The following is a 22,718-nucleotide window of genomic DNA, read 5'->3' as shown; positions in this document are numbered from 1 at the left end:
CTGACTCGGTCGTGTCGGACATCGAGAATGCTGCGCTCGACGACCTCGTGATCGTCGGCCATTCGCTGGCGGGGCTGACCGTCCCCGGTGTTGTCACCAAGCTCGGCTCGGCGCGGGTACGGGAGATGATCTTGGCCGCCGCGCAAGTACCAGCCAACGGCAGCGCCCTGGTGGACATGTTTCCCGGCGCACTGAGCTGGTTCGCACGTCGCACTGCGAAACGCAATGTGCAGAAAGGCCGTTCGGGAGGTTTGCCTACTGCATTGGCGAGGTTTGCATTTTGCAACGGAATGACTCCCGCACAGCGCAGGTTCACGCTGGCTCGGTCCTGTCAGGAATCACCCTCCGTCATGATAGAAAAAGTTGACCGCAGCTGTATGCCCGACGATGTGCCACGCACGTGGATACTCACTCAGCGTGATCGAAGCGCCGTCTCGATGAAGATTCAACACGAATGCATCGCTGCGCTCGGCGGAGTGCAGACGCTAATCGAGGTCGACACGTGCCACATGCTGATGGTCAGCGAGCCGGAAAGGCTGGCCAACATCCTCGTCGAGCGCTGCCAACTGTACGCCTAAGGACAGCCCCGTCGCAGGCGGCGTATGGGGTTAACGCTGCCGGGCTCTAAGGGGGCGAAGGTGGTGCCGCTACGCCCCGCTAGCGCCGGGTAATCGCGCGGACGCCGGGGTGACGCCGGGGCGAAGGTTGCAAAACCGCTTGTGAACTGGGGTTTTAGGTGGCCCGCTGGGAAGCTATCAATTTCGCGGACCACCTCCTTTCTTGTGTACGGCCGAAGCTACCACCGACCCGGATGGGGCTGGTAGCGCTTTTCTCGGAGTCGGCTCGCGTTGATCGCTCGGGGACACGTCGCGCACCGCGGGTCCCACGCGTCACTCCAATCCCCGGAATTTCGGGTGTGTCTTCGAGTCCAGCTATGAGCGACAACCTTTGTGTCGCTGGTAGCTGGACTGGAAGGTATACGCCGATTTTTTGTGACACGTGTGACCGACCCAGGTGACACGATCTATCAGGCTCAGCGGTCGCTGATGACCGCGGCATCGATCAGTTCGCCGAACTCTGCGGCCATCGGCGAGCGCAACAGCCGGCGGCCGTCAAGGGTGTGCACGCGGGCGGCCAGCGTCATGCTCGATATCAACCAGATGCCTTGGGCATCAAGGAGATCGCCTTTTCGCAAAGCGCGGTAGTCGCAGTCGTAACCCTTAGCGCGAGCCACCTCGAACAGCGCCTGTTGCGTGGTGCCGCGCAGGATCGGATACCACGGCGGCGGTGTCAGCAGGCATGGGTTATCGCCCGACTCTCCCCCGGTGGCGATCACCACCGTCGAGCGCGGACCTTCCAGGATGTAGCCGTCGGAACTGACGAAAATGACGTCACCGGCGCCGTGGCGCGCGGCGTGGCGCAACGCGGCCATGTTCACCGCGTACGACAGGGTCTTGGCGCCGGCCAGCAGCCAGGGCATCGCGTCGGCACCTGCAGCCGGTAGCCCGCGATCCAGCGTCAGCGCTGCGAGCCCGTCGCGCCGCACCGCGGCCACGCGGTCCGGAACAGGGTTGACCATCACATAGGCGGTCGGCGCTGAACCGCTCTCCCGGCCGCGGCTGTAGATCAACCGCAGCGCACCCTCATCGCCGGTGCCCGCCACCCACTGCTGCGTCGCCGTCTGGATGGCACGCCGCCACTGCGGGAGGTCTGGTTCGGGCAGATCCATATACCTGGCCGATTGGGTCAGGCGCTGCAGGTGCGGTTCGATCAGACAGGCCCGGCCGTCCCGCACCAGCAGCGTCTCGAAAACTCCGTCGCCCCGCACGGCCGCGAGGTCGTCGGCGTACAGCAACGGCGTTCCGGACGTGAGGATCTCGCCCTCAAGCGTGACAACAACGCTCGTCTGCCCAGCCATGGAGAAGCAGCCTAGCCGCATACCGAATCCGTACAGTTGACGTGTGACCCTCGCCGATGGCGAGCGAAGCGATGAGGAGAGCGGCAACCAGTGAATGCAGTCCCTGCACCGGATCCCGGACCCGACGCCGGCGCGATCTGGCATTACGGCGATCCGCTCGGCGAACAGCGAGCGATTGAAACCGACGGCGTACTGGTCGACCGCTCGCACCGCGCAGTGCTCACCCTGACCGGCGACGACCGTCAGACCTGGCTGCACAGCATCTCGACGCAACACGTCAGCGAACTTCCCGACGGCGCCACCACGCAGAATCTCAGCCTCGACGGCCAAGGCCGGGTCGAGGATCACTGGATCCAGACCGAGCTGGATGGCATCACCTATCTCGACACCGAGCCGTGGCGCGGTGAACCGTTGCTGGCCTACCTGAGCAAGATGGTTTTCTGGGCCAAGGTCACCCCGCAGGCCGCAGACATCGCGGTGCTGTCGCTGCTGGGACCGCGGCTGGCCGACGCGGCGGTGCTGGAGACGCTGGGGCTGGATGCGCTGCCCGCCGAATCGAATGCCGTTGCGCTGCCCGGCGGTGGCTTGGTGCGCCGGATGCCCGGCGGTCCAGCCGACCAAATCGAACTGGATCTGCTCGTGGCGCGCGACCATTCTGCCGAATGGAAGCAACGCTTGGCAGCCGTCGGAGTCCGACCGGCCGGAGTGTGGGCCTACGAGGCACACCGGGTGGCCGCGCTGCGTCCGCGGCTGGGCGTCGACACCGACGAACGCACCATTCCCCACGAAGTGGGCTGGATCGGTGGCCCGGGCGAAGGGGCTGTGCACCTGGACAAGGGCTGCTATCGCGGGCAAGAGACCGTCGCGCGCGTGCACAACCTGGGCAAACCGCCCCGGATGCTGGTCTTGCTGCACCTCGACGGCTCTGCGGAACGGCCATCCACGGGTGATCCTGTACTGGCCGGCGGTCGCGCGGTCGGACGCCTCGGCACCGTGGTCGAGCACGTGGATCTGGGTCCGGTGGCGCTGGCGCTCGTCAAGCGCGGTGTACCCGCCGACACCAAATTGGCTACCGGGGCAGAAGAGGCGGTCGCTGCGGCAATCGACGCCGACTCCCTGCCGCCCACGAACGAGGTCGGTGCGGGGCGACTGGCTGTTGAACGGTTGCGGGGTGGTGGGCGATGATTGACCACAAGCTCCGCCACACGGCGGACAGGGGCCACCGACGCCCAACCGCGAGGCACGGTAAACTGTCGGCAGGACAATACGACACTAAGAGATCGGAGCCGCCTACTCGTTAGGCCGCTCCGTTATTGCGCGAGGGGGTTCCCCCATGGGCCGCGGCCGGGCTAAGGCAAAGCAGACCAAGGTTGCTCGAGAACTCAAATACAGCTCCCCGCAGACTGACTTCCAGCGGCTCCAGCGTGAGCTGTCAGGCGGCGGTGCCGACGAATCCAACGATCTGGACGGCGACAGCCCAGACGACGCGTGGCACGACGAGCGCGACTGGCACGGCTAACTCACGTACCCATTGTCCGGTGCCGATGCACAGCGCATCGGCACTGTGTTGATTCCGGTTAGTTCTTCTGGCATGGCCAGTTCTCAGAACCTTGGGTGTTGCCCCACCAGCTTGGCGCGGGGACCCTCTTTTCCGCCCTTGGCCACGGTGCCCAGCACCCAGCAGTCCAGGTGCCGGGCGGTCAAGATCGCCAAGGCGCGGTCGGTGTCTTCGGGTGCGACGACGGCGATCATCCCGACGCCCATGTTGAACGTCTTTTCCATCTCCTCACGCGTGACCCGGCCGCGTTGGGCGATCATGACGAACACCGGTGCGGGTGTCCATGTCCCGCGGTCGATCTCGGCAACTAGCCCGTGCGGGATGACGCGTTGCAGATTGCCGGCCAGTCCGCCCCCGGTGACATGGCAGAACGTACGGACATGGGTTTCGGCGGCCAGTGCCAGACAGTCTTTGGCGTAGATGCGGGTGGGCTCCAGCAATTCTTCGCCCAGGGTGCGACCGAACTCCTCCACATAACCGGCCAGGTTCATCCGGTCGATCTCAAGCAGGACCGAGCGGGCCAGCGAATATCCGTTGGAATGCAAACCCGACGAGCCCATCGCGATGATGACGTCACCGGGCTTGACGCGGTCGGGCCCCAGGACGTCATCGGCCTCCACCACGCCGACACCGGTGGCCGAGATGTCGTAGTGGTCGGGTTCCATCAGGCCGGGGTGTTCGGCCGTCTCGCCACCCAGCAGCGCACAGCCCGCACGCACACACCCTTCGGCGATACCGCTGACAATCGCGCTCAGTCGTTCTGGCACCGTTCGGCCAACCGCGATGTAGTCCTGCAGAAACAGCGGCTCGGCGCCGCAAACCACCAGATCGTCGACCACCATCGCGACTAAGTCGAGACCAACGGTGTCGTGCTTATCCATCGCCTGCGCGACCGCCAGCTTGGTACCGACACCGTCGGTGGAGGCCGCTAGCAGCGGTTCCCGGTAGCCGCCGCGCAACGCGAACAGCCCCGCGAATCCCCCGAGCCCGCCGCGTACCTCGGGTCTGGTGGCCTTGACCGCCAGCGGCTTGAACAACTCGACGGCGCGGTCACCGGCTTCGATATCCACCCCAGCCGACGCGTAGGTGATGCCCTGGCCTCTGCCGGAGCTTTTTGCGGGATCCGTCATCGCGATAAAGGCTACCGGGCGGCACGCATCCGCCGGTATCAAACCACTTTCAGCGTCAAGACCGAGTTTTCTCAGTGACCAACCGGGACTTCGTCGGGCGCGAGATTGTCCATCCCGGCTCCGCGCGCCGCATTGTCAAGCATCTGCTCGACGACGTTCTTGCCCAGCGCGGTCTCGCTGGGCAGCTCGATTGGGTACGTGCCGTCGAAGCAGGCGGCGCACAGCCGCGAGGCGGGCTGCTCGGTGGCGGCTATCAGACCGCGCAGCGAGATGTAGCCCAGCGTGTCGGCATTGATGGCGTGGCGCACCGCTTCGAGCATCTCCTCCTCGTCTTCGACGGCGTTGGCGATCAGCTCGGCCGGCGACGGAAAGTCGATGCCGTAGAAACAGGGCCACTTGACCGGCGGTGAGGCAATGCGCACATGCACTTCCACCGCGCCGGCTTCGCGCAGCATCCGCACCAATGCGCGCTGCGTGTTGCCCCGCACGATCGAGTCGTCGACGACGATGAGCCGCTTGCCGCGGATCACCTCTTTCAGCGGGTTGAGCTTCAGCCGGATGCCGAGCTGGCGAATCGTCTGGGACGGCTGGATGAAGGTACGGCCGACGTAGGCGTTCTTCATCAGGCCCTGACCATAGGGAATGCCAGACCCCTGCGCGTACCCCACCGCGGCGGGGGTGCCGGACTCCGGCACCCCGATCACCAGGTCGGCGTCGACCGGGCATTCCCGGGCGAGCCGACGGCCGATCTCGAGCCGGGTGGCGTGCACCGAACGGCCCACGAGCGTGCTGTCGGGGCGGGCCAGATAGACGTATTCGAAGACGCAGCCCTTGGGTGTCGGGTTGGCGAACCGTGTGGAACGCACCCCGTCGGCGTCGATCGCCAGAAGTTCGCCCGGCTCGATGTCCCGCACGAACGACGCGCCGACGATATCGAGCGCCGCCGTTTCGGAGGCCACCACCCAGCCGCGATCCAGCCGTCCCAATGACAGCGGCCGTACTCCATGCGGATCCCGGCACGCGTACAGCGTGTTCTCGTCCATGAAGGTCAGACAAAATGCACCGCGCACGGTCGGCAGCAGCTCCAGCGCCGCCTGTTCCAGGGAGGAATCGGCCGCACCGTGGGCCAGCAGCGCGCCCAGGATGTCAGAGTCCGTGGTCGCCGGGGCCGGACAGCGCCTGGCGATCAGCCCCGCATCGCGAGCCCGCGCGGCGAGCTCGGCGGTGTTGACCAGGTTCCCGTTGTGGCCCAACGCAACACCGGTGCCGGCCGCAGTGTTACGGAATACGGGCTGGGCGTTTTCCCAGGTGGTGTCGCCGGTGGTGGAGTAGCGACAGTGCCCGATGGCGACGTGGCCCTCCATGGCTGCCAAGGTCTGCTCGTCGAATACCTGGCTGACCAGGCCGAGGTCTTTGAAAACCAGCACTTGAGATCCGTCGGCGACGGCGATGCCCGCCGCCTCCTGGCCGCGGTGCTGCAACGCGTAGAGGCCGTAGTAAGTGAGTTTGGCGACTTCTTCGCCCGGGGCCCAGACCCCGAATACACCACACTCTTCACGGGGCGAGTTCAGGTCTTGCTCGGGTTGCTGGACGGTCACGGCTTGGCGGCTCCCTGGGGCGCGGTAAGTGACGTAACGGAGTCTACGGCCACCACCCGTCCGCCGCCGAATCAGGCGCGCGTGTCGGGCCCCGAAAAAAGTGCTTCGCAAGTCTAAACCTGCAGCTCAGGGTTATGTTCAGCGCACATCGAACAGCGGCAGCCAGTGCTCGATCTCACTGGCCCGCGAGCCAGAAACGGCAAGCGCTCCGGCGGTCTTCGCCTCTGCCAGTGATAACAGTCCGCTCGCCAGCAGCAACCAGGTCCGTGGATCGGTTTCGACGACGTTGGGCGGTGTTCCGCGGGTGTGCCTTGGCCCGGAAACGCACTGCACGGCAACGAACGGGGGAACCCGGACCTCGACACTGGCTCCCGGCGCCAGTGCCGCCAAGGTGCGCGCGGTGAGGCGAACCGCGGTCGCCAGCGCGTCCCGCTCGGGCGGCGGGCGGGTCTCGTCGCGCAACCAGTCCGCAATGGCCAGCACGGCCTGGCGGGCCTTGGTCGGATCGGCGCGATCTCGGGCAGTCATAAAAGAGAGAGCCTAAGTGCGGTTGACCCGCTGCGAATAACGCCGTTGCACCGTCAGCGCGGCTATGGCACCGGTCTCATTGATGGCCAGGTGCACCAACATCGGTGCAGCGAGGCTGCCGGAACGGCCGGCCAGCCAACCGAACAGCCAGCCCGCGACACCGGTGACCAGTGCGGTGGCCAACACCGGTTCACCCGTCGCCCGCGCGTCGGCGATGTGGGACAGGCCAAAGGCGGTGGCCTGCAACAGCCTTCCGGCCGACGGGCCGAAAGCGTCGGTACCCGCGGTGGCGAGTGCCGCCCGGAATGCCGCCTCCTCGGCCCAGACCGTGCCGATCGGTATCCGCAGCCCCAGCCAGTCCGCCGCCGATGCGGGTAGTTCGCGCTCCGACATCGACAGCCGGACCATCGGAACGCTTGTCGTCGCCGCGATCGCGGTCGCGGTCACCGCGCCGGCAGCTGACCCCAGGCGTAACCCCGTCCACAGCCGCGGCGGACTCAGACCCAGCGGCGCGCGGGTCAGCACCACTAGCAGCCCACCCACGCCGGCCTGCAGCACCACCCGCCAGGCGGCCGGAAGCCGCGGACTGACGAAGCTCCAGCCAACCAATCCGGCGGCCAAAGACAAGGCCGAAGACCCCGCGCGAAGCCGGCTTATCCGAAGAATCGCGGCAGCACCGCCTCGGACGTCGCGCGCAATTCCGCCAGGGACACCGTGAACAGGCCTTGGACCTCGAGCACGTCCGACGCCTGATCGACGACGCCGATGCGGACGGCCGGCAACCCGCGTGCCTCGCACATCGACCGGAACCGGCTCTCCTCGGTGCGGGGCACGGCGACCAGCACCCGGCCCACCGATTCGGAGAAGAGCGTCACGAACGGATTGGCATCCTCGGGAAGCACTATGCGGCAACCCGTTTCACCCGCCAATGCCGATTCCACGATGGCCTGCGCAAGGCCACCTTCGGACAGGTCGTGCGCGGCGGACACCAGCCCGTCGCGCGACGCCGAACTCAGCACGTCGGCCAGCAACTTCTCGCGCTGCAGGTCGACCGCGGGGGGGAGCCCACCCAGATGCCCGGCGGTGACCTGCGCCCAGACTGAGCCGTCGAATTCGTCACGCGTGTCGCCCAGCAGCATCAGGGTTTCGCCAGGCTCGCTGCCGAACGCCGTCGGAACACGTCGGCTCACATCCTCCAAGACACCTAGCACGCCAACCACCGGAGTGGGCTGGATCGCGGCCGACCCGGTCTGGTTGTAGAAGCTGACGTTGCCGCCGGTCACCGGAATCCCCAGGGCCGCACAGCCATCGGCGAGACCACGCACCGCCTGCGCGAACTGCCACATCACGCCGGGATCTTCCGGCGAACCGAAGTTGAGGCAGTTGGTCACCGCGACCGGAGTGGCACCCGTGACGGCGACGTTGCGGTATGCCTCGGCCAGCGCTAGCTGCGCACCGGCGTAGGGATCCAGCAGGGTGTAGCGCCCCGACGCATCGGTTGACAGCGCGATTCCACGCCCCGTCACTTCGTCGACGCGCAGCACGCCGCCGTCGGCGTGTTCGGCCAGCACGGTGTTGCCGCGCACGTACCGGTCGTACTGCTCGGTGATGAACGCACGGCTGCACAGGTGCGGACTGCCCAGCAGCGCAAGCAAAGTCGCGCGCAGCTCGTCGCCGCCCGCGGGCCGTGGCAGCCCTGCCGACGTGTCGGCGTTCAACGCGTCCTGCGTTTCGGGACGGGCGACCGGGCGCTGGTACACCGGGCCTTCGTGAGCCACCGTGCGCGGCGGCACGTCGACAACCGTCTCGCCCTGCCAGGTGATCCGCAGCCGGTCACCTTCGGTGACCTCTCCGATCACCGTGGCCAGTACCTCCCACTTACGGCATACCGCCAGAAAGGCATCCACGTTCTCAGGCGAGACCACCGCGCACATCCGCTCCTGCGACTCGCTGCAGAGCACCTCGGCGGCCGTCATCTCCTTGGCCCGCAGCGGAACAGTATCCAGGTCGATCGCCATACCGCCATCACCGGCAGAAGCCAATTCCGATGTCGCACAGGACAACCCGGCGCCACCAAGATCCTGGATGCCGATCACCAATCCGCCTGCGTAGAGCTCCAGGCAGCACTCGATAAGCACCTTCTCCATGAATGGGTCACCGACTTGAACCGAAGGCAGCTTTTTGCGGGAGCCTTCACTGTCGAAGGTGTCCGACGCCAGCACCGACACCCCGCCGATACCGTCCAGCCCGGTGCGCGCGCCGAACAGGATGATCTTGTTGCCGGCGCCGGACGCGAACGCCAAATGCAGATCCTCCTGGCGCAGTACGCCCACACACATCGCGTTGACCAACGGGTTGCCCGCGTAGCACGCGTCGAAGACCGTTTCCCCGCCGATATTGGGCAAGCCCAAGGAGTTGCCGTAGCCGCCGATGCCGCGGACCACGCCGTCGACAACCCGGCGGGTGTCAGGCGCGTCGGCGGCGCCGAACCGAAGCTGATCCATCACCGCGACCGGCCGCGCGCCCATGGCCATGATGTCGCGGACGATGCCACCGACACCGGTGGCCGCACCCTGGTACGGCTCGACGTAGGACGGGTGGTTGTGCGACTCCACCTTGAACGTGATGGCCCAGCCGTCGCCGATGTCGACGACCCCGGCGTTCTCGCCGATGCCGGCCAGCATGCCGGCGCGCATCTCGTCGGTGGTGGTCTCACCGAAGTAGCGCAGGTGCACCTTCGAGGACTTGTACGAGCAGTGTTCGCTCCACATCACCGAGTACATGGCCAGCTCGGTGTCGGTGGGCCGACGGCCCAAGATCTCGCGGATCCGCTGGTACTCGTCGTCCTTGAGGCCCAGCTCGTGAAACGGTTGGGGGTGATCTGGAGTGGCCGCGGCATGCTCGACGGTGTCAATCACGTGGGTGCGCGCGGACATCACGGCAGACAGTCTATGAGCCGTGCGAGCTGTCGGTAGTTGCACACCAGATGTCGTGTTAGAGGTGCAAGCGAATCTCTCGTACGGGGTGACCCAGCGCCGCTTCGACCTGCGCGAGGTCGACATGCGCTCCTGCCACCAAGTCGTGTCGAGCATCCCGCCGCAAGCCGGACAACTGACCGTCTCGAAGTTCTCCCCACAGTTGACGAACTCGATGCGGCCGCCCGCGTACGTCTCGATTTTGCCTTCGCGTTCGGGGGTGAGCTGATCAATGGCCTCTTCCGCCCTGGCAGCCTGATCAGCGTCGGGCACTCACTGGGGTCAGAGGGAATCAAGATCAACCAGTGATCGCCCATGCCGCGCGCGAGGAATCCGGAGAGCCGTGCCTACTGCCCTGCCACGCAGAACTGGTTGCCTTCAGGATCGGCAAGCACCACCCAGCGGAAGTTCTCGCCGAAGCTGTGCCGGTCAACCTCGGTGGCTCCGGCCGCCGTCAGCCGTCGCACTTCGACATCCACGTCGTCGGCACCAAAATCGAGATGCACGCGGTTTTTCCCGGGCGTGGGATCAGGAACCTTCTGAAACCCGATCCGGGGTCCGGTCGGGATACCGCGATGAATTCGCCAGGGATCAGCTCGTGGGTCTCGCCACCGAACTGCTCGGCCCACCAACCGGCCAACTTCGCCGGGTCGCTGCTGTCGAACGTGATCATCTCCACTTTGAGCGCCATAACCAGACCTCCTTCTCGCCCGCGAGCGTAGCGTGGCCGCGAGATTCCGCTCGAAATTTCGCGGTGCGGTCACGCTCGCGAACCGCGGCTCACATAATGGGCCGATGTCTCGTCACTGGCCGCTGTTCGATCTCCGCATCACCACCCCGCGCCTGCAGCTGCGCCTGCCCACCGAGGAATTGATTGACCAGCTGATCGACACCGCTCTCGACGGCGTCCATGACCCCGAGCGGATGCCGTTCTTGGAGCCCTGGACGCGGGCGCCGCGCGAAGTCCTGCCGTTCAACACCCTCTCGTACTTATGGCGCACGATGGGCGGCTTCACCCGGGATGCCTGGAGGCTGCCATTTGCGGTGGTGATCGGTGGGGTCGCAGTAGGCGCACAAGATCTGTCTGCCAAGAACTTCCCCATCACTCGCCAGGTGGAGTCCGGCTCGTGGCTTGGACTCACCTATCAAGGGCAGGGCTATGGCACCGAAATGCGTGCGGCCGTGCTGCATTTCGCGTTCGCCGAACTAGGAGCCGAAGTCGCCGGCTCGATGTCCTTTGTCGACAATGCGTCTTCGATCGCGGTTTCTCGTCGCCACGGCTACCAAGACAACGGCATCGAGCGGTTGGCACGCGATGGCACGGCGGCTGAGGCGATTCGGTTCCGGCTGACGCGCGACGACTGGCAGCGTCAGCCCAACCCTGACATACAGGTACAAGGCTTCGACAGATGCAGGACTTTATTCGGCCTTGACGACCGAAATAGCTGACGTAGCAACATTATTCGGGCGCCAGGAACGCTTGCATCGCCATTGAGTAGGCGGCCACGTCGTGTGCCCCCATCACCTCACGCGCAGAGTGCATGGCCAGCTGGGCAGCGCCGACGTCGACGGTAGGGATACCGGTCCGGGCTGAGGCCAGCGGGCCGATTGTCGTCCCGCAGGGCAGATCAGCGCGGTGTTCGTAGCGCTGCAGCGCAACTCCGGCCTGCCGGCACGCCAGCTCGAACGCGGCCGCCGTGCGCCCATCGGTCGCATACCGCAGGTTCGGGTGCACCTTGACCACTGGCCCGGCGTTGACCTCGATCAGATGGCCCGGCTCGTGCCGCTCCGGGTAGTTGGGGTGCGTCGCGTGCGCCATGTCGGCCGAGGCCAGCAGGGAGCCCGGCAGCCTTCGCAGGAAATCCTCCCGGGTGCCACCGGCGCCCAGCACGATGCGTTCTAGCACGGCGCCCAGCAGGTCCGACTGCGCACCGTGGTCGGAGGACGAGCCGACCTCCTCGTGATCGAACAGCACCAAAACGGGCAACACGTCACGCGGCTCGGCGGCCAGCAGTGCCCCCAGCCCTGCATAGCAACTCGCCAGGTTGTCCAGCCGGGGAGCGCTGAGCAGGCTGGCGTCGGCGCCGACCACCCGCGACGGCGTCAGGTCGTGCGTCATCAGGTCGGCGGCCAGCATGTCGGTCGGCGCCACGCCGGCCCGGTCGGCGACATACCCAATGAAAGAGCCGAGTTCGGCCCCCACCCCCCACACGGCGTTGACGTGGCGCTGCGGGTCCAACGCCACCGACTTGCGGTCCTCGGCCAGATGGATGGCCAGCTGCGGAACCCGCAGTATCGGATCGTCGATCCGGACCAGCCGATGGCTGACCCCGCCGCCATCCCGCACCGACAACCGTCCACTGATGCCCAGATCGCGGTCCAGCCAGGAGTTGAGCCAGGCTCCCCCATACGGCTGCAACGCCACCACCCGCCAGCCGGCGATCAACCGGTCGGGATGCTGTTTGACCCGCAGGTTCGGGCTGTCGGTATGCGCACCGACGACCCGGAACAGTCCGTCGGGTCGCTCGGCGCTGTTCCAGGCCACCAGCGAGCCGGCGCGCACCGTGAAGTACCGGCCCGGTTGGTCCGGCCACCGGTCCGCCTCGCTGAGTTCGGTGTAGCCGGCCTCTTGCAGCCGTGCGGCCACCGTGGCGCAGACATGGAACGGCGACGGGGAGGCGTCGATGAACTCGCAGAGGCCTGCTGCGCTGGCCGACATGTCCAACATCATGGCCGTCCGCGCTCACCGTCGCCACGCTGGGCCCGATTGCGCGGCTCTCCCCCTCGCCGCTACGCGGCTGGGGGTACCCCCATACTCGCGCCGCTTCCGGCGCTCACCGTCGCCACGCTGGGCCCGATTGCGCGGCTCCTTACTCGCGCCGCTTCCGGCGCTCACCGTCGCCACGCTAAGGTCAGCAGAGTGCCTCCGGTCCAGCCGCAACCCATCCTCGCGCCGCTGACGCCTGCCGCGATCTTTCTCGTCCTCACTATCGACGAAGGCGGCGAGGCGACCGTGCACGACGCACTGACCGACGTATCCGGACTGGCCCGCGCGATCGGGTTCCGCGATCCGACCAAGCGCTTGTCGGCGATCGTCTCGATTGGTTCGGACGCCTGGGACCGCTTGTTTTCCGGTCCGCGGCCCGCGGAGCTGCATCCGTTCACACCGCTGACCGGACCACGGCACACCGCCCCGGCCACACCCGGCGATATCTTGTTACACATCCGCGCGGAATCCTTGGACGTCTGCTTCGAGCTGGCCGGCCGCATCCTCAAGGCAATGGCCGGCGCGGTAACCGTTGTCGACGAGGTGCATGGTTTCCGCTACTTCGACAACCGCGATCTGCTGGGCTTTGTCGACGGCACCGAAAACCCCGACGGCCCAATCGCAATCAGCTCCACCGCAATCGGCGACGAGGATCCCGACTTCGCCGGCTCGTGCTATGTCCACGTACAGAAGTATGTGCACGACATGGCGGCCTGGCAGTCGCTGTCGGTCACCGAGCAGGAACGAGCGTTCGGACGAACCAAGCTGGACGACATCGAGATGGACGACGACGTGAAGCCGGCCAACTCGCACATAGCGCTCAACGTGATCACCGACGACGACGGCACCGAGCTGAAAATCGTGCGGCACAACATGCCTTTTGGTGAGCTCGGTGCGGGTGAGTTCGGCACCTATTTCATTGGCTATTCGCGGACACCGCGGGTAACCGAGCAGATGCTGCGTAATATGTTCCTCGGCGATCCGCCAGGCAACACCGACCGCATCTTGGACTTCTCCACCGCGCTGACGGGCGGAATGTTCTTCTCCCCCACCATCGACTTCCTCGACGACCCACCGCCCCTTCCTCAAATGCCCACAACCGCAGCCACTCCCGAAACAGCGAACGGCTCACTCTCGATCGGCAGCCTGAAAGGAACCTCCCGATGAACAATCTCTATCGCGATCTGGCCCCGGTCACCGAAGCAGCCTGGGCGGAAATCGAGGAGGAGGCGACCCGAACATTCAAGCGCCACATCGCCGGGCGCCGGGTAGTCGATGTCAGCGAACCCGGTGGGCCCGTCGCCGCCGCGGTCAGCACGGGGCGGCTGATCGACGTGAAGGCGCCCACCGACGGGGTCGTCGCGCACCTGCGGGCAAGCAAACCCCTTGTCCAGCTCCGGGTTCCGTTCACCCTGTCGCGTGACGAGATCGACGACGTCGAGCGTGGCTCCAACGACTCCGACTGGGACCCGGTGAAGGAGGCCGCCAAGAAGCTGGCGTTCGTCGAGGACCGCACTATCTTCGAGGGCTACAGCGACGCGTCGATCGAGGGCATCCGCAGCGCCAGCTCAAACCCGAAGCTGACGTTGCCCGACGATCCCCGCGGCATGCCCGACGTCATCTCGCAGGCGTTGTCCGAATTGCGCCTGGCCGGTGTTGACGGTCCGTACTCCGTGCTGCTGTCCGCCGACGTCTACACCAAGGTCAGCGAGACCACCGAGCACGGCTACCCCATTCGCGAGCACCTGAGCCGGCTGGTCGACGGCGAAATCATCTGGGCGCCGGCCATCGACGGCGCGTTCGTGCTGACCACCCGTGGCGGCGACTTCGACCTGCAGCTGGGGACCGACGTCGCAATCGGGTACACCAGCCACGACGCCGATACCGTCCAACTGTACCTGCAGGAAACGCTGACGTTCCTGTGCTACACCGCGGAGGCCTCAGTCGCGCTCGGTTAGTAGCCGCCCCGCTAAAGGTCCAGTACCAGATCACTTTCCGGAGCCGCTGAGCAGATCAGCACTTCGCCCGAAGCGGGCGGCTCCAGTGGCGACTGGACGTAGGTCGCGGTTCCGGCGACGACTCCGGTGACACAGAGGTGACAAACACCGCTTCGGCAGGAGAACCGGGTTGGCACGTCGCAGGCCTCGGCCAGGTCGAGGATATTGCCGTAACTGCCAGACCAGCTGACCGTGAGCCCGCTACGGGCAAAGGTGATCGACGGCCCGGTGCCGGGCACTCCGGGTGGCGCGTGGGGTGGCTTAGGCGGCGGCCCGCCGACGACGCCCGGGTTGATTGACGGTAGAGCGCCGAACAATTCGCTGTGAATGCGCGCCGCATCGAGCCCCGCCGTCGTGAGAGCATCACGCATGTCGGCCATGAATTGTGTTGGACCACAAAGATACGCGTCGGCGTCGGGTGGCAGCCTCAGCCCGGCGATCGTCGCCAGGTCCAGACGAGTGCGTTCTTGGGTATAGAACACCCGCTGACGGGCATTCGGCAACGAGTCGATCAGCGCGGTGACTTCGGTTGCAAACACCTGGGTCTCACGACTGCGGGTGGTGTGCAGCCACCACACAGCGCGGCTACTGCGGGCTGCCGCCAGCTTGTGCAACATCGCCAGGACGGGAGTGATGCCGATTCCCGCGGAGATCAGGACGACCGGATTGCCCCCGTCGGCGAGGTAGAAGTCGCCACGCGGTGCGGCGGCTTCAACCAGGGATCCCGGCTGGATATGGGTATGCAGCCACCGGCTCACCACACCGTGATCTTCGCGCTTGACGCTGATGCGGTAGGCGCCGGCAGCGAGGTCTCCGGATAGCGAGTAGCTGCGGGTCGGCGCCGGTTCACCGGCACCGGGAATTCGCACTGTGAGATACTGACCGGGAAGCGACGGCGGCAACGAGCCGTGGTCGTCGGCTTCCAGACGAATCGACATCACCTGCGCGCTTTCCCGCTGCACCCCGCTGACCCGCAGCGGGCGAAATCCGTTCCAGCCCGGCTGGGTCCCGACCGGCGGCGCTTTGTCGACCGTCGCGCCGTCATGCACCGTCAGCATGTCCTGAAATGACTGCTGCCAGCCGGGACTGAGCGCGGGAACATCGACAATTTTGCGGAGCTGGTCGACGTCGCGGTTGGGCAGATACAGCAGCGCATCGACGCCGGCAACGCTCAGTTCATGGCGGCCGCGGCGAGTCCGCACAATATCGTTGCCGGCGCGGACCTGTCCCTCAGTGATGACGCGGAAATAGAATCCCGGGCGATGTTGGGAGACAAGCAGGTTGGGCATCTCCGGTTCGTTGAGTCGCAACCCGACCCGATAGCATGTCACCCGCGGCTGGGTGACTTCAAATTCGGCGTCCCCGATGCGGTAGCGGTCACCGATACACACTTCGTCGTCGGGAAGGCCGGTGACAGTGAAGTTTTCACCGAAGTGGCCGGGTTCCAGGTCGTCACGGTTCAGGTAGGTTTTCCAGAAATCGTAGGCCTCTGTCTGGTACACCATCACCGCGCGTTGTTCACCACCATGGCCGGCGAGATCGCCTTGGCCGTCACCGTCGATGTTGAGGCGGCGCACCATGACCGGTCCGTCGACCGGGGTTTTCCAGATCCCCGTGTGGACGACCTTGTCTCGCCATTGCACATTCTTGGGCATGCCCACATTCACGGACACCAGCCAGCCCAATTGCGCCTCCTCGTGGTGTCAACGCCGCAACCCACCCGCGAGCCCGACGCCGCAGAACCCGCCCTATGCCCAGATTGGGTTGTCTGACCCAGAATATGCCACTGAGCTGGGCTGCGTCAACAGCGAAGGCAAGGCTTGCGACAAAGACTATTGCCAGCCGCCAGTTTTGGTGCATACTGGGTTGCACAACCCAGAAATCTCGCAAGGTGGTTCGGAGGCAACGGCGCTGCTATTCGCCGTGGCACCGGAACGCACCGCTGAGGAGGATTCCCATGCCGGCTGTACATCATCGCTACGCCACCATCGACGGTCACCGGCTGTTCTTCCGTGAAGCGGGCGAGCCGGATTCGCCGGCATTGGTCCTGTTGCACGGCTTTCCGACCAGCTCCTACATGTTCAGGAATCTGATTCCGGCGCTGGCGGACCGCTACCATGTGGTGGCACCGGATCATCTCGGCTTCGGCCTCTCCGACGCACCTTCCGTCGCGGAGTTCGACTACACCTTCGATGCGCTGGCGGACTTGACCGCAGGCTTGCTGCGCTCGCTGGGCCTCGACAGGTACGCGATCTACGTGCAGGACTACGGCGCTCCCATCGGATGGCGGCTGGCACTGCGTGACCCAGCCGCGATCACCGGAATCATTAGCCAGAACGGCAATGGTTACGATGCCGGATTCGTCGAGAGCTTCTGGAAAGTCGTGCGGGCGTATCAAAGTGACCAGACAGCCGACAACGAGGCCGCGGTTCGGCAGTTCCTCACCTTGGACGCCACTCGGTGGCAATACCTCACCGGTGTCTCCGACGAGTCGCTGGTGGACCCCGAGTCGTGGTATCACGACTTCGCGCTGATCTCTAGACCAGGCAATTACGAGATTCAGTTGAAGCTGTTCCGTGACTACGCCACGAATTCTCCGCTGTACCCGCGCCTGCACGAGTACTTCCGCGCCAGCCGGGTGCCGCTGTTGGCGGTCTGGGGCCGCGGCGACGAAATCTTCGGTCCGGCGGGCGCGGAGGCGTTTGCCGAGGACTTGCCCGACGCCGAGGTCCATCTCCTCGACGGTGGGCATTTCCTGTTGGAGTCCGCCCTGGACGAGGTCACTGTGCTGATCCGCGACTTCCTCGCTGAAGAACGCGTGGCCGCCTGAGCGCGCCCACGGGTGCAACAGCCCATTAGTGGGCTGGATATCCCATAAACCGGAGGTTCTCCAAGCTAGCCTGACGCGATGGCCCATCCCGACGTCCAGACCGAAAAGCGGTTGACCCCCAAAGGGCGTGCCACCCGCGCTCGAATTGTGCAGGCGACCGCAACGCTGATCGTCACCGAGGGCCTTGCCGCGTTCAACATGGACCGGGTGCGCAAAGCCGCCTCGGTCAGCGGCTCACAACTCGCTCATTACTTCGCCGACAAGGGCGCGTTGGTGCGTGCGGTGATTGCGCGCCAGATCGGCGTGGTGTTGGACTTTCACCGTCAACCGAAGCTCGGGGCGCTGGATTCGTTCGACGATTTCGAACGATGGCTCGACCTCAACATGCGCTACCTCAGACGCATCGGCTACTCAGGCACGCCCACATACCATGCGCTGACCGCACAGCTCGCGAAGTCCGACGAGGCGACGCGCGCCGCGTTGGGAGCGGGCTATCGGCAATGGATCGAGCTCCTCGAGCAGTCGATCCAACGGATGAAGGATGGCCGGATTCTGCTCCCCGGCGCCGACCCGCGCCGGCTGGCGTTGGTAGTCGTCAGCGCCCATCAGGGCGGCGGCACGCTCGCCTATACGTATCGGGCGGAATGGCCGCACGCCGACGCGACTCGCTTCGCGGTCAACTACCTGCGCATGTTCGCCACCGACCCCGAACAACGGGTCGCGCGTCCACCGCGTCGTCCCCGCGCCCGTCGAGCGACGCTGAAAGCGTCCTGACCCCAAGTGCTGAGGCGGCAACGTGGCTGACGACGGCACATCGCGGTTCACCCGCAAGGGACTGGCGACACGGGCCCGCATCGTGGGCGTCGCGGCCAGGCTGATGTTCGAGCGTGGCGTCTCCAACACCAGCCTCGACGAAGTACGCAATACGGCCGGGGTGGGCGGATCGCAAATCTCGCATTACTTCCGCGACAAGCGCGATTTGATCCGTCAGGTCATCGCGAGGCGGCGCAACGACGTCGTGGCTTTCCACACTCAACCACGGCTCGGTGCGCTCGACAGTTTCGAGGCGCTGCAAACATGGGCGGACGCATGCATAGCCGACATCGACGTCGTTTATCGCCACGGCGGGTGCGTGTACGGCTCGTTGGCCGGAGAGCTGATCGACGGCGACGACGAACTGCACGACGACCTTTCCGCCGGCTACGACGAGTGGCTTGACCTGTTCCGCGAGGGCCTCACCGCGATGCGAAGCCGCGGTGAGCTGCGGCCCGACGTCGACCCGCGTCACTTGGCAGCCTCGCTGGTCGTCGCCCACCAAGGCGGCGCGATGCTGACCCACGCTATGGGCGATCCGGAACCCCTGCGGGCCGCCGTCACGGCCGCCGTCGACTACGTGAGGTCTTTTGCGACCCAGCCGAAGCGGCGCAAGGGCCGAACGCGGCGCAACCACAAATCCTGACCCTCAGGCTGGACAAATTTGGGTTTGCTGGCCCATAATAATGGGTCAACTAGCCCATTCGGGAAGGGTATCACCTATGTCCGATACCACGCTGCCGAAGGCGCCTGCTGTGGTGCGTGAACGGGCGGGCGGCGAGACCATGCGCGCGATCATCCTGGACGGGTTCGGCGGGCTGGACAAACTGGTCTACACCGAGATCCCGAAGCCGTTGGCCAAGGATGGCGAAGTGGTGATCGCGGTGAAAGGATTCGGTATCAACCACGCCGAGATGCACATGCGCCGAGGGGAATGGGCGGAAGCCGCCGAAGTCAGCGGGATCGAATGCGTCGGCATCGTCGACTCGTGTCCGGGCGGTGAATTCCCCGTCGGCGCCAAGGTGGCGGCATTAATGGGCGGGCTGGGGCGAACCATCAACGGTAGCTACGCCGAGCACACCCGTGTGCGCGCAGCCAACGTCGCCCTGATCGAATCCGATTTGCCCTGGCCCCATTTGGCCGCGTTACCGGAAACCTATGCCGTCGCTTGGACGTGCCTGTTCCGCAACCTCGACCTGCAGGCCGGACAAACACTGGTACTACGGGGCGCGACCTCGTCGTTCGGTCAGGCCGCGCTCAAGATGGCAGTCGCCGCCGGGGGGCACGTGATTGCGACCGCACGCAGCCAGAAGCGTTTTCCGATGCTCGAACAGATGGGCGCTTCGCGTGTCGAACTGGAGCGACGCGACCTGGCCGCGCACATCGCCGAAGCCAAGCAGGTCGACGCCGTCCTCGACCTGGTGGGCAACAGCACCATCCTCGACTCCCTCGACATGCTCCGGCGCGGCGGTACGGCATGCCTGGCGGGATGGCTGGGTGGACTTGACCCGATCGGTGATTTCAACCCGCTGCTGCGCATGCCCAGCGGCGTCAACCTGAACTTCTTCGGCAGCTTCGTGTTTGGAGCACCCGGCTTCCCGCTTTCCGACGTCCCGCTACAGGACATCGCCCAGCAGGTGGCAGACGGCAGGCTCGACGCGAAGCCGTCGCGTGTCTTCTCCTTCGACGAGATACACGAGGCGCATCGCGTAATGGAAGCCGGAGAAGCCGACGGAAAGATGGTCGTCGTCTTGGACTGAATACGGCCTCTAGTAACAGTTTTCGGTCAGGAAGGATATGACGATGGGCTTGGCATGGCAGCAAGGGCCGCTGGCTACCGCGTCGGTGGGCCACTTCCTCACAGAGCAGCCGCTGCCACCGAGGCTGCTGTACGCTGAGCCGTTGCGGCGCCGCATGCGGGTACGCTTCGCCGACCGGTGGATCGCCGACAGCGAAGATGTCATCCTGTTCCACGAGCCCGGCCGCTACCCGGTGGCCTACTTCCCGCGAGGCGATATCGAATCGGGAATTCTGATCGCCGAGAACCGGATTACTCAGCACCGTGACCTCGGCGAGACGCAGTGGTTCACTGTCAAGGTTCCGGAGCAAGAAGCCAACCACAGTGCATGGCAACACACGGGACTGCCTCGTTTTGCGAGCGTCCTGGACGGGCGGCTGGCATTCGCCTGGCGTGCGATGGATGCCTTCTACGAGGAAGACGAGCGGATCGTCGGACACGCCGCCGATGCCTATCACCGCATCGACATCCGCTCCACCTCAAGACATCTCGTCGTCCGCGATGGCGACCAGGTGGTTGCGGACACCCAGCACCCGCTGGCGCTGTACGAGTCCGGCTTCGCGCCACGCTGGTACGTGCCACGCGACGACATCGACGAAGCAGCACTCAAACCCGTTGACGGACAGACATTCTGCCCATACAAAGGGCTGGCCTCCTACTACGACGTCGGCAGCCACAAACGCGCAGCCTGGTCCTATGTCAACGCCTGGACCGAAGTAGGACGAGTGGCCAACCTGGTGTCCTTTGAACCCGACAAGATCGACGTCTACCTTGACGGCAAGCAGCTACAGCTCGAGCCTGGCCAGACCGTCATCCCGCATGGTGTTGACCGCGGACTCGACACCGATGAAGTGCTGGGCCGGACCGCTTCCGATAGCGCACGATGAAGGCACTGCTCGAGGTCGTCATTCTGCCGGTCTCCGATTCGGCATAGGAAGCGAGAGTACCCATGACTGCGCGAAAAGCCAGTCCAGACCGGGTAATAAGCTTCTCCGACGGTGTGTTTGCGGTGATCATCACCATCATGGTTCTCAAGCTGAATCCGCCGCACCCCGATACATTCAGCGCCTTGCTGCCGCTGTGGCCCACCGGTCTGAGCTACGTAGTCAGCTACATGTTCATCGCGATCGTCTGGGTCAATCATCATCACCTGCTCAACTACGCAGACGAGGCGACGCCGCGGCTGGTGTGGTCGAATTTCGGACACCTCTTTTCGGTCTCGCTGATTCCGTTCACCACGGAGTGGATCGCCGGCAGCAGGCTGGCTGCCGCACCCGTGTCGTTGTATGCGTTCGTGTTCGTCCTGGTGGACATCACCTATCTCGCACTTTGTTGGGAAGCCATCGATCGGCCTTCCCACGAGGACATCTCGCAGCGGGTGCGCAGGATGCTACGGATGCGATCGTTCATCACGATCGGCGGTTTCCTGGCGGCAGCACTGGTGGCGCTCAAATGGCCAGTGGCAGCGATGGTACTGATTTGCTTGTGTCTGATCGGGTATGTACGTCCGGACATCCCCGCACCCAAAAATGCCCGCCGTCAGCCAGGCCAGACAACGTGACCACTCGACCCTCCGTGCTGGTATTCGACGTTAACGAGACGCTGGTCGACATCGAGTCGATAGCACCACTTTTCGGGGAGCTGTTCGACGACGAGCGGGTACTGCGCGAATGGTTCGGTCAGCTCATTATGTACTCGATGACCGCCACGCTGGCGGGATACTATGCGGACTTCTTCACGCTTGGCCAGGGTGTGCTGCACATGCTGGCCGCCGTCCACGGGGTTGACATCACCGATGACGACGGTCGCCGCTTGCAAGAGCGGTTGCGTACGATGCCGGCACACCCCGATGTGGATGAAGGCCTCACGGCACTGCGCGACAACGGCTTTCGTCTCGTCACGCTGACGAATTCGCCGCACCGTCCGGGCTTCCCGACAGCGCTTGAGAACGCCGGGCTGGCCGGCTATTTCGAACACCAGCTGACCGTCGATTCCTGCCGCGCTTTCAAACCGTCGCCGGTGGTCTACCGGCATGTGTGCCAGGTCCTCGATGTAGCGCCTGCTGAGTGCATGATGGTGGCCGCACACGTGTGGGACACCTTAGGTGCGCAAGGTGCCGGCTTCAGCTCCGCGCTCATCACCCGGCCGGGCAATCCACCGCTCCCGGTGGGCAGCCTGCCGCAACCTACCCTGGTCGTCAGTGATCTGCGTGAACTCGCCGAGCGACTCATCATCGGGAGAGACTGAGGCTTACGGCTTCGACAGGAGTACCCATGGCAACCTCGGACGGATTCCACCCTGACTTCGACGAGACGAACCAAGAAGTGACCCGCAACAGGGTGCACCACATCAAGGCGTCGGAAATCAGTTCCGACACCGCGCAAACCGACGGTCTGCAACGCTTCGCCGCGCTCAGCGGTCGATCTGTCGGCGCCGAGAAGATCTGGATGGGTGAGACACACGTCTCCCCCGAAACAGTGTCGGCCAACCATCATCACGGCGAGTCGGAGACCGCGATCTACATACGAAGCGGCAACCCGCAGTTCGTGTTTCACGACGGCATGCAAGAGGTGCGGATCTCGACACAGCCCGGCGACTACATCTTCGTCCCGCCATACTTGCCGCATCGGGAAGAGAACCCTGACCCGGATAACCCCGCGGAAGTAGTGATCGCGCGCAGCACTCAAGAGGCGATCGTGGTCAATCTGCCGGGCCTATTTCCGCTATGACAGCGTGTATCGCTCAGCAAGTTCTCAACGGATTCTTCGACCCGACCTAGCTTGGCTCCAAGGATTTATCAAGGCAC

At 65.1% G+C, this 22,718-nt stretch carries 24 protein-coding genes; 15 read left to right on the top strand and 9 right to left on the bottom strand.

Features of this window, described 5'->3' with window-relative positions:
• A partial coding sequence (locus tag AC5Y21_RS06705) for an alpha/beta fold hydrolase (RefSeq protein WP_499910607.1) occupies positions 1 to 578 on the top strand: 578 nt, incomplete at its 5' end.
• A 455-nt stretch (positions 579 to 1,033) separates the two neighbouring features.
• Here AC5Y21_RS06705 and AC5Y21_RS06700 read toward each other — a convergent pair.
• Positions 1,034 to 1,918 (bottom strand): aminodeoxychorismate lyase, encoded by an 885-nt coding sequence (locus AC5Y21_RS06700; RefSeq protein ID WP_499910605.1) that lies wholly within the window; start codon positions 1,916 to 1,918, stop codon positions 1,034 to 1,036.
• Positions 1,919 to 2,008: 90 nt separating this feature from the next.
• On the opposite strand from AC5Y21_RS06700, the gene ygfZ reads away from it, so the two are divergent.
• Both ygfZ and AC5Y21_RS06690 read left to right on the top strand, forming a co-directional pair.
• Positions 2,009 to 3,103, top strand: coding sequence for a CAF17-like 4Fe-4S cluster assembly/insertion protein YgfZ (gene ygfZ, locus AC5Y21_RS06695; protein WP_499910603.1), 1,095 nt, complete (start codon positions 2,009 to 2,011; stop codon positions 3,101 to 3,103).
• Between the two features lie 148 nt (positions 3,104 to 3,251).
• A complete protein-coding gene (locus AC5Y21_RS06690; protein WP_499910601.1) occupies positions 3,252 to 3,437 on the top strand; it encodes a DUF3073 domain-containing protein in 186 nt (61 codons plus the stop codon).
• 83 nt (positions 3,438 to 3,520) lie between these two features.
• Here AC5Y21_RS06690 and purM read toward each other — a convergent pair whose 3' ends face one another.
• From purM to purL, 5 genes are all read right to left on the bottom strand, one after another.
• On the bottom strand, positions 3,521 to 4,606 hold the full coding sequence (gene purM, locus AC5Y21_RS06685; RefSeq protein WP_499910599.1) for a phosphoribosylformylglycinamidine cyclo-ligase: 1,086 nt from the start codon (positions 4,604 to 4,606) through the stop codon (positions 3,521 to 3,523).
• Positions 4,607 to 4,677: 71 nt separating this feature from the next.
• Positions 4,678 to 6,204 (bottom strand): amidophosphoribosyltransferase, encoded by a 1,527-nt coding sequence (gene purF / locus AC5Y21_RS06680; protein WP_499910598.1) that lies wholly within the window; start codon positions 6,202 to 6,204, stop codon positions 4,678 to 4,680.
• A 138-nt stretch (positions 6,205 to 6,342) separates the two neighbouring features.
• Positions 6,343 to 6,732, bottom strand: coding sequence for a sterol carrier family protein (locus AC5Y21_RS06675; RefSeq protein ID WP_499910596.1), 390 nt, complete (start codon positions 6,730 to 6,732; stop codon positions 6,343 to 6,345).
• Positions 6,733 to 6,744: 12 nt separating this feature from the next.
• A complete protein-coding gene (locus tag AC5Y21_RS06670) occupies positions 6,745 to 7,389 on the bottom strand; it encodes an Rv0804 family intramembrane glutamic endopeptidase (protein WP_499910640.1) in 645 nt (214 codons plus the stop codon).
• Positions 7,386 to 9,650: a phosphoribosylformylglycinamidine synthase subunit PurL gene (purL, locus tag AC5Y21_RS06665; RefSeq protein ID WP_499910638.1), complete on the bottom strand. Its 2,265-nt coding sequence runs from the start codon at positions 9,648 to 9,650 to the stop codon at positions 7,386 to 7,388. Before purL ends, AC5Y21_RS06670 begins: the two co-directional genes overlap by 4 nt.
• 73 nt (positions 9,651 to 9,723) lie before the next feature.
• Between purL and AC5Y21_RS06660 the strand changes: the two genes are divergently transcribed.
• Positions 9,724 to 9,936 carry a hypothetical protein gene (locus AC5Y21_RS06660; protein ID WP_499910595.1) on the top strand — a complete coding sequence of 71 codons (213 nt, stop codon included), beginning with the start codon at positions 9,724 to 9,726 and terminating at the stop codon, positions 9,934 to 9,936.
• Between the two features lie 118 nt (positions 9,937 to 10,054).
• On the opposite strand, the gene AC5Y21_RS06655 is transcribed toward AC5Y21_RS06660, so the two are convergent.
• Complete coding sequence (locus tag AC5Y21_RS06655) at positions 10,055 to 10,336, bottom strand: VOC family protein (protein WP_499910593.1); 282 nt, start codon at positions 10,334 to 10,336, stop codon at positions 10,055 to 10,057.
• A gap of 166 nt (positions 10,337 to 10,502) precedes the next feature.
• Between AC5Y21_RS06655 and AC5Y21_RS06650 the strand changes: the two genes are divergently transcribed.
• A complete protein-coding gene (locus tag AC5Y21_RS06650) occupies positions 10,503 to 11,156 on the top strand; it encodes an acetyl-/succinyl-CoA transferase (RefSeq protein WP_499910591.1) in 654 nt (217 codons plus the stop codon).
• A 10-nt stretch (positions 11,157 to 11,166) separates the two neighbouring features.
• Here AC5Y21_RS06650 and AC5Y21_RS06645 read toward each other — a convergent pair whose 3' ends face one another.
• Positions 11,167 to 12,426, bottom strand: a complete 1,260-nt coding sequence (locus AC5Y21_RS06645; RefSeq protein WP_499910589.1) for a M18 family aminopeptidase — start codon at positions 12,424 to 12,426, stop codon at positions 11,167 to 11,169.
• A gap of 201 nt (positions 12,427 to 12,627) precedes the next feature.
• Here AC5Y21_RS06645 and AC5Y21_RS06640 point away from each other — a divergent pair, with 201 nt between their 5' ends.
• Positions 12,628 to 13,641, top strand: coding sequence for a Dyp-type peroxidase (locus AC5Y21_RS06640; RefSeq protein WP_499910587.1), 1,014 nt, complete (start codon positions 12,628 to 12,630; stop codon positions 13,639 to 13,641).
• On the top strand, positions 13,638 to 14,432 hold the full coding sequence (locus AC5Y21_RS06635) for a family 1 encapsulin nanocompartment shell protein (RefSeq protein WP_499910585.1): 795 nt from the start codon (positions 13,638 to 13,640) through the stop codon (positions 14,430 to 14,432). Before AC5Y21_RS06640 ends, AC5Y21_RS06635 begins: the two co-directional genes overlap by 4 nt.
• Before the next feature lie 11 nt (positions 14,433 to 14,443).
• Here the strand turns inward: AC5Y21_RS06635 and AC5Y21_RS06630 are convergent, their stop codons facing one another.
• Positions 14,444 to 16,156, bottom strand: a complete 1,713-nt coding sequence (locus tag AC5Y21_RS06630) for an MOSC domain-containing protein (protein ID WP_499910583.1) — start codon at positions 16,154 to 16,156, stop codon at positions 14,444 to 14,446.
• Between the two features lie 272 nt (positions 16,157 to 16,428).
• On the opposite strand from AC5Y21_RS06630, the gene AC5Y21_RS06625 reads away from it, so the two are divergent.
• From AC5Y21_RS06625 to AC5Y21_RS06590, 8 genes are all read left to right on the top strand, one after another.
• The gene (locus tag AC5Y21_RS06625; RefSeq protein WP_499910582.1) at positions 16,429 to 17,301 is read left to right on the top strand and encodes an alpha/beta fold hydrolase; all 873 of its coding nucleotides are present in this window, start codon (positions 16,429 to 16,431) and stop codon (positions 17,299 to 17,301) included.
• Positions 17,302 to 17,379: 78 nt separating this feature from the next.
• Positions 17,380 to 18,075: a TetR/AcrR family transcriptional regulator gene (locus tag AC5Y21_RS06620; RefSeq protein WP_499910580.1), complete on the top strand. Its 696-nt coding sequence runs from the start codon at positions 17,380 to 17,382 to the stop codon at positions 18,073 to 18,075.
• Between the two features lie 22 nt (positions 18,076 to 18,097).
• Entirely contained in the window at positions 18,098 to 18,760 is a 663-nt protein-coding gene (locus AC5Y21_RS06615; protein ID WP_499910579.1) for a TetR/AcrR family transcriptional regulator, read from the top strand.
• Between the two features lie 76 nt (positions 18,761 to 18,836).
• Complete coding sequence (locus tag AC5Y21_RS06610) at positions 18,837 to 19,874, top strand: zinc-binding alcohol dehydrogenase family protein (protein WP_499910577.1); 1,038 nt, start codon at positions 18,837 to 18,839, stop codon at positions 19,872 to 19,874.
• Between the two features lie 43 nt (positions 19,875 to 19,917).
• Positions 19,918 to 20,799 (top strand): DUF427 domain-containing protein, encoded by an 882-nt coding sequence (locus tag AC5Y21_RS06605; RefSeq protein ID WP_499910575.1) that lies wholly within the window; start codon positions 19,918 to 19,920, stop codon positions 20,797 to 20,799.
• A gap of 62 nt (positions 20,800 to 20,861) precedes the next feature.
• Positions 20,862 to 21,473 carry a TMEM175 family protein gene (locus tag AC5Y21_RS06600; protein WP_499910573.1) on the top strand — a complete coding sequence of 204 codons (612 nt, stop codon included), beginning with the start codon at positions 20,862 to 20,864 and terminating at the stop codon, positions 21,471 to 21,473.
• Positions 21,470 to 22,159 carry a haloacid dehalogenase type II gene (locus AC5Y21_RS06595; protein ID WP_499910571.1) on the top strand — a complete coding sequence of 230 codons (690 nt, stop codon included), beginning with the start codon at positions 21,470 to 21,472 and terminating at the stop codon, positions 22,157 to 22,159. The genes AC5Y21_RS06600 and AC5Y21_RS06595 overlap by 4 nt, the downstream gene beginning before the upstream one ends.
• A 26-nt stretch (positions 22,160 to 22,185) precedes the next feature.
• Positions 22,186 to 22,641, top strand: coding sequence for a cupin domain-containing protein (locus AC5Y21_RS06590; RefSeq protein WP_499910569.1), 456 nt, complete (start codon positions 22,186 to 22,188; stop codon positions 22,639 to 22,641).
• Positions 22,642 to 22,718: the final 77 nt, after the last annotated feature.

It is taken from the genome of Mycobacterium sp. NGS41, from assembly GCF_059812725.1.
Note: the sequence above shows the minus strand (reverse complement) of the source record. Positions and strands in the feature narration are given on the sequence as shown.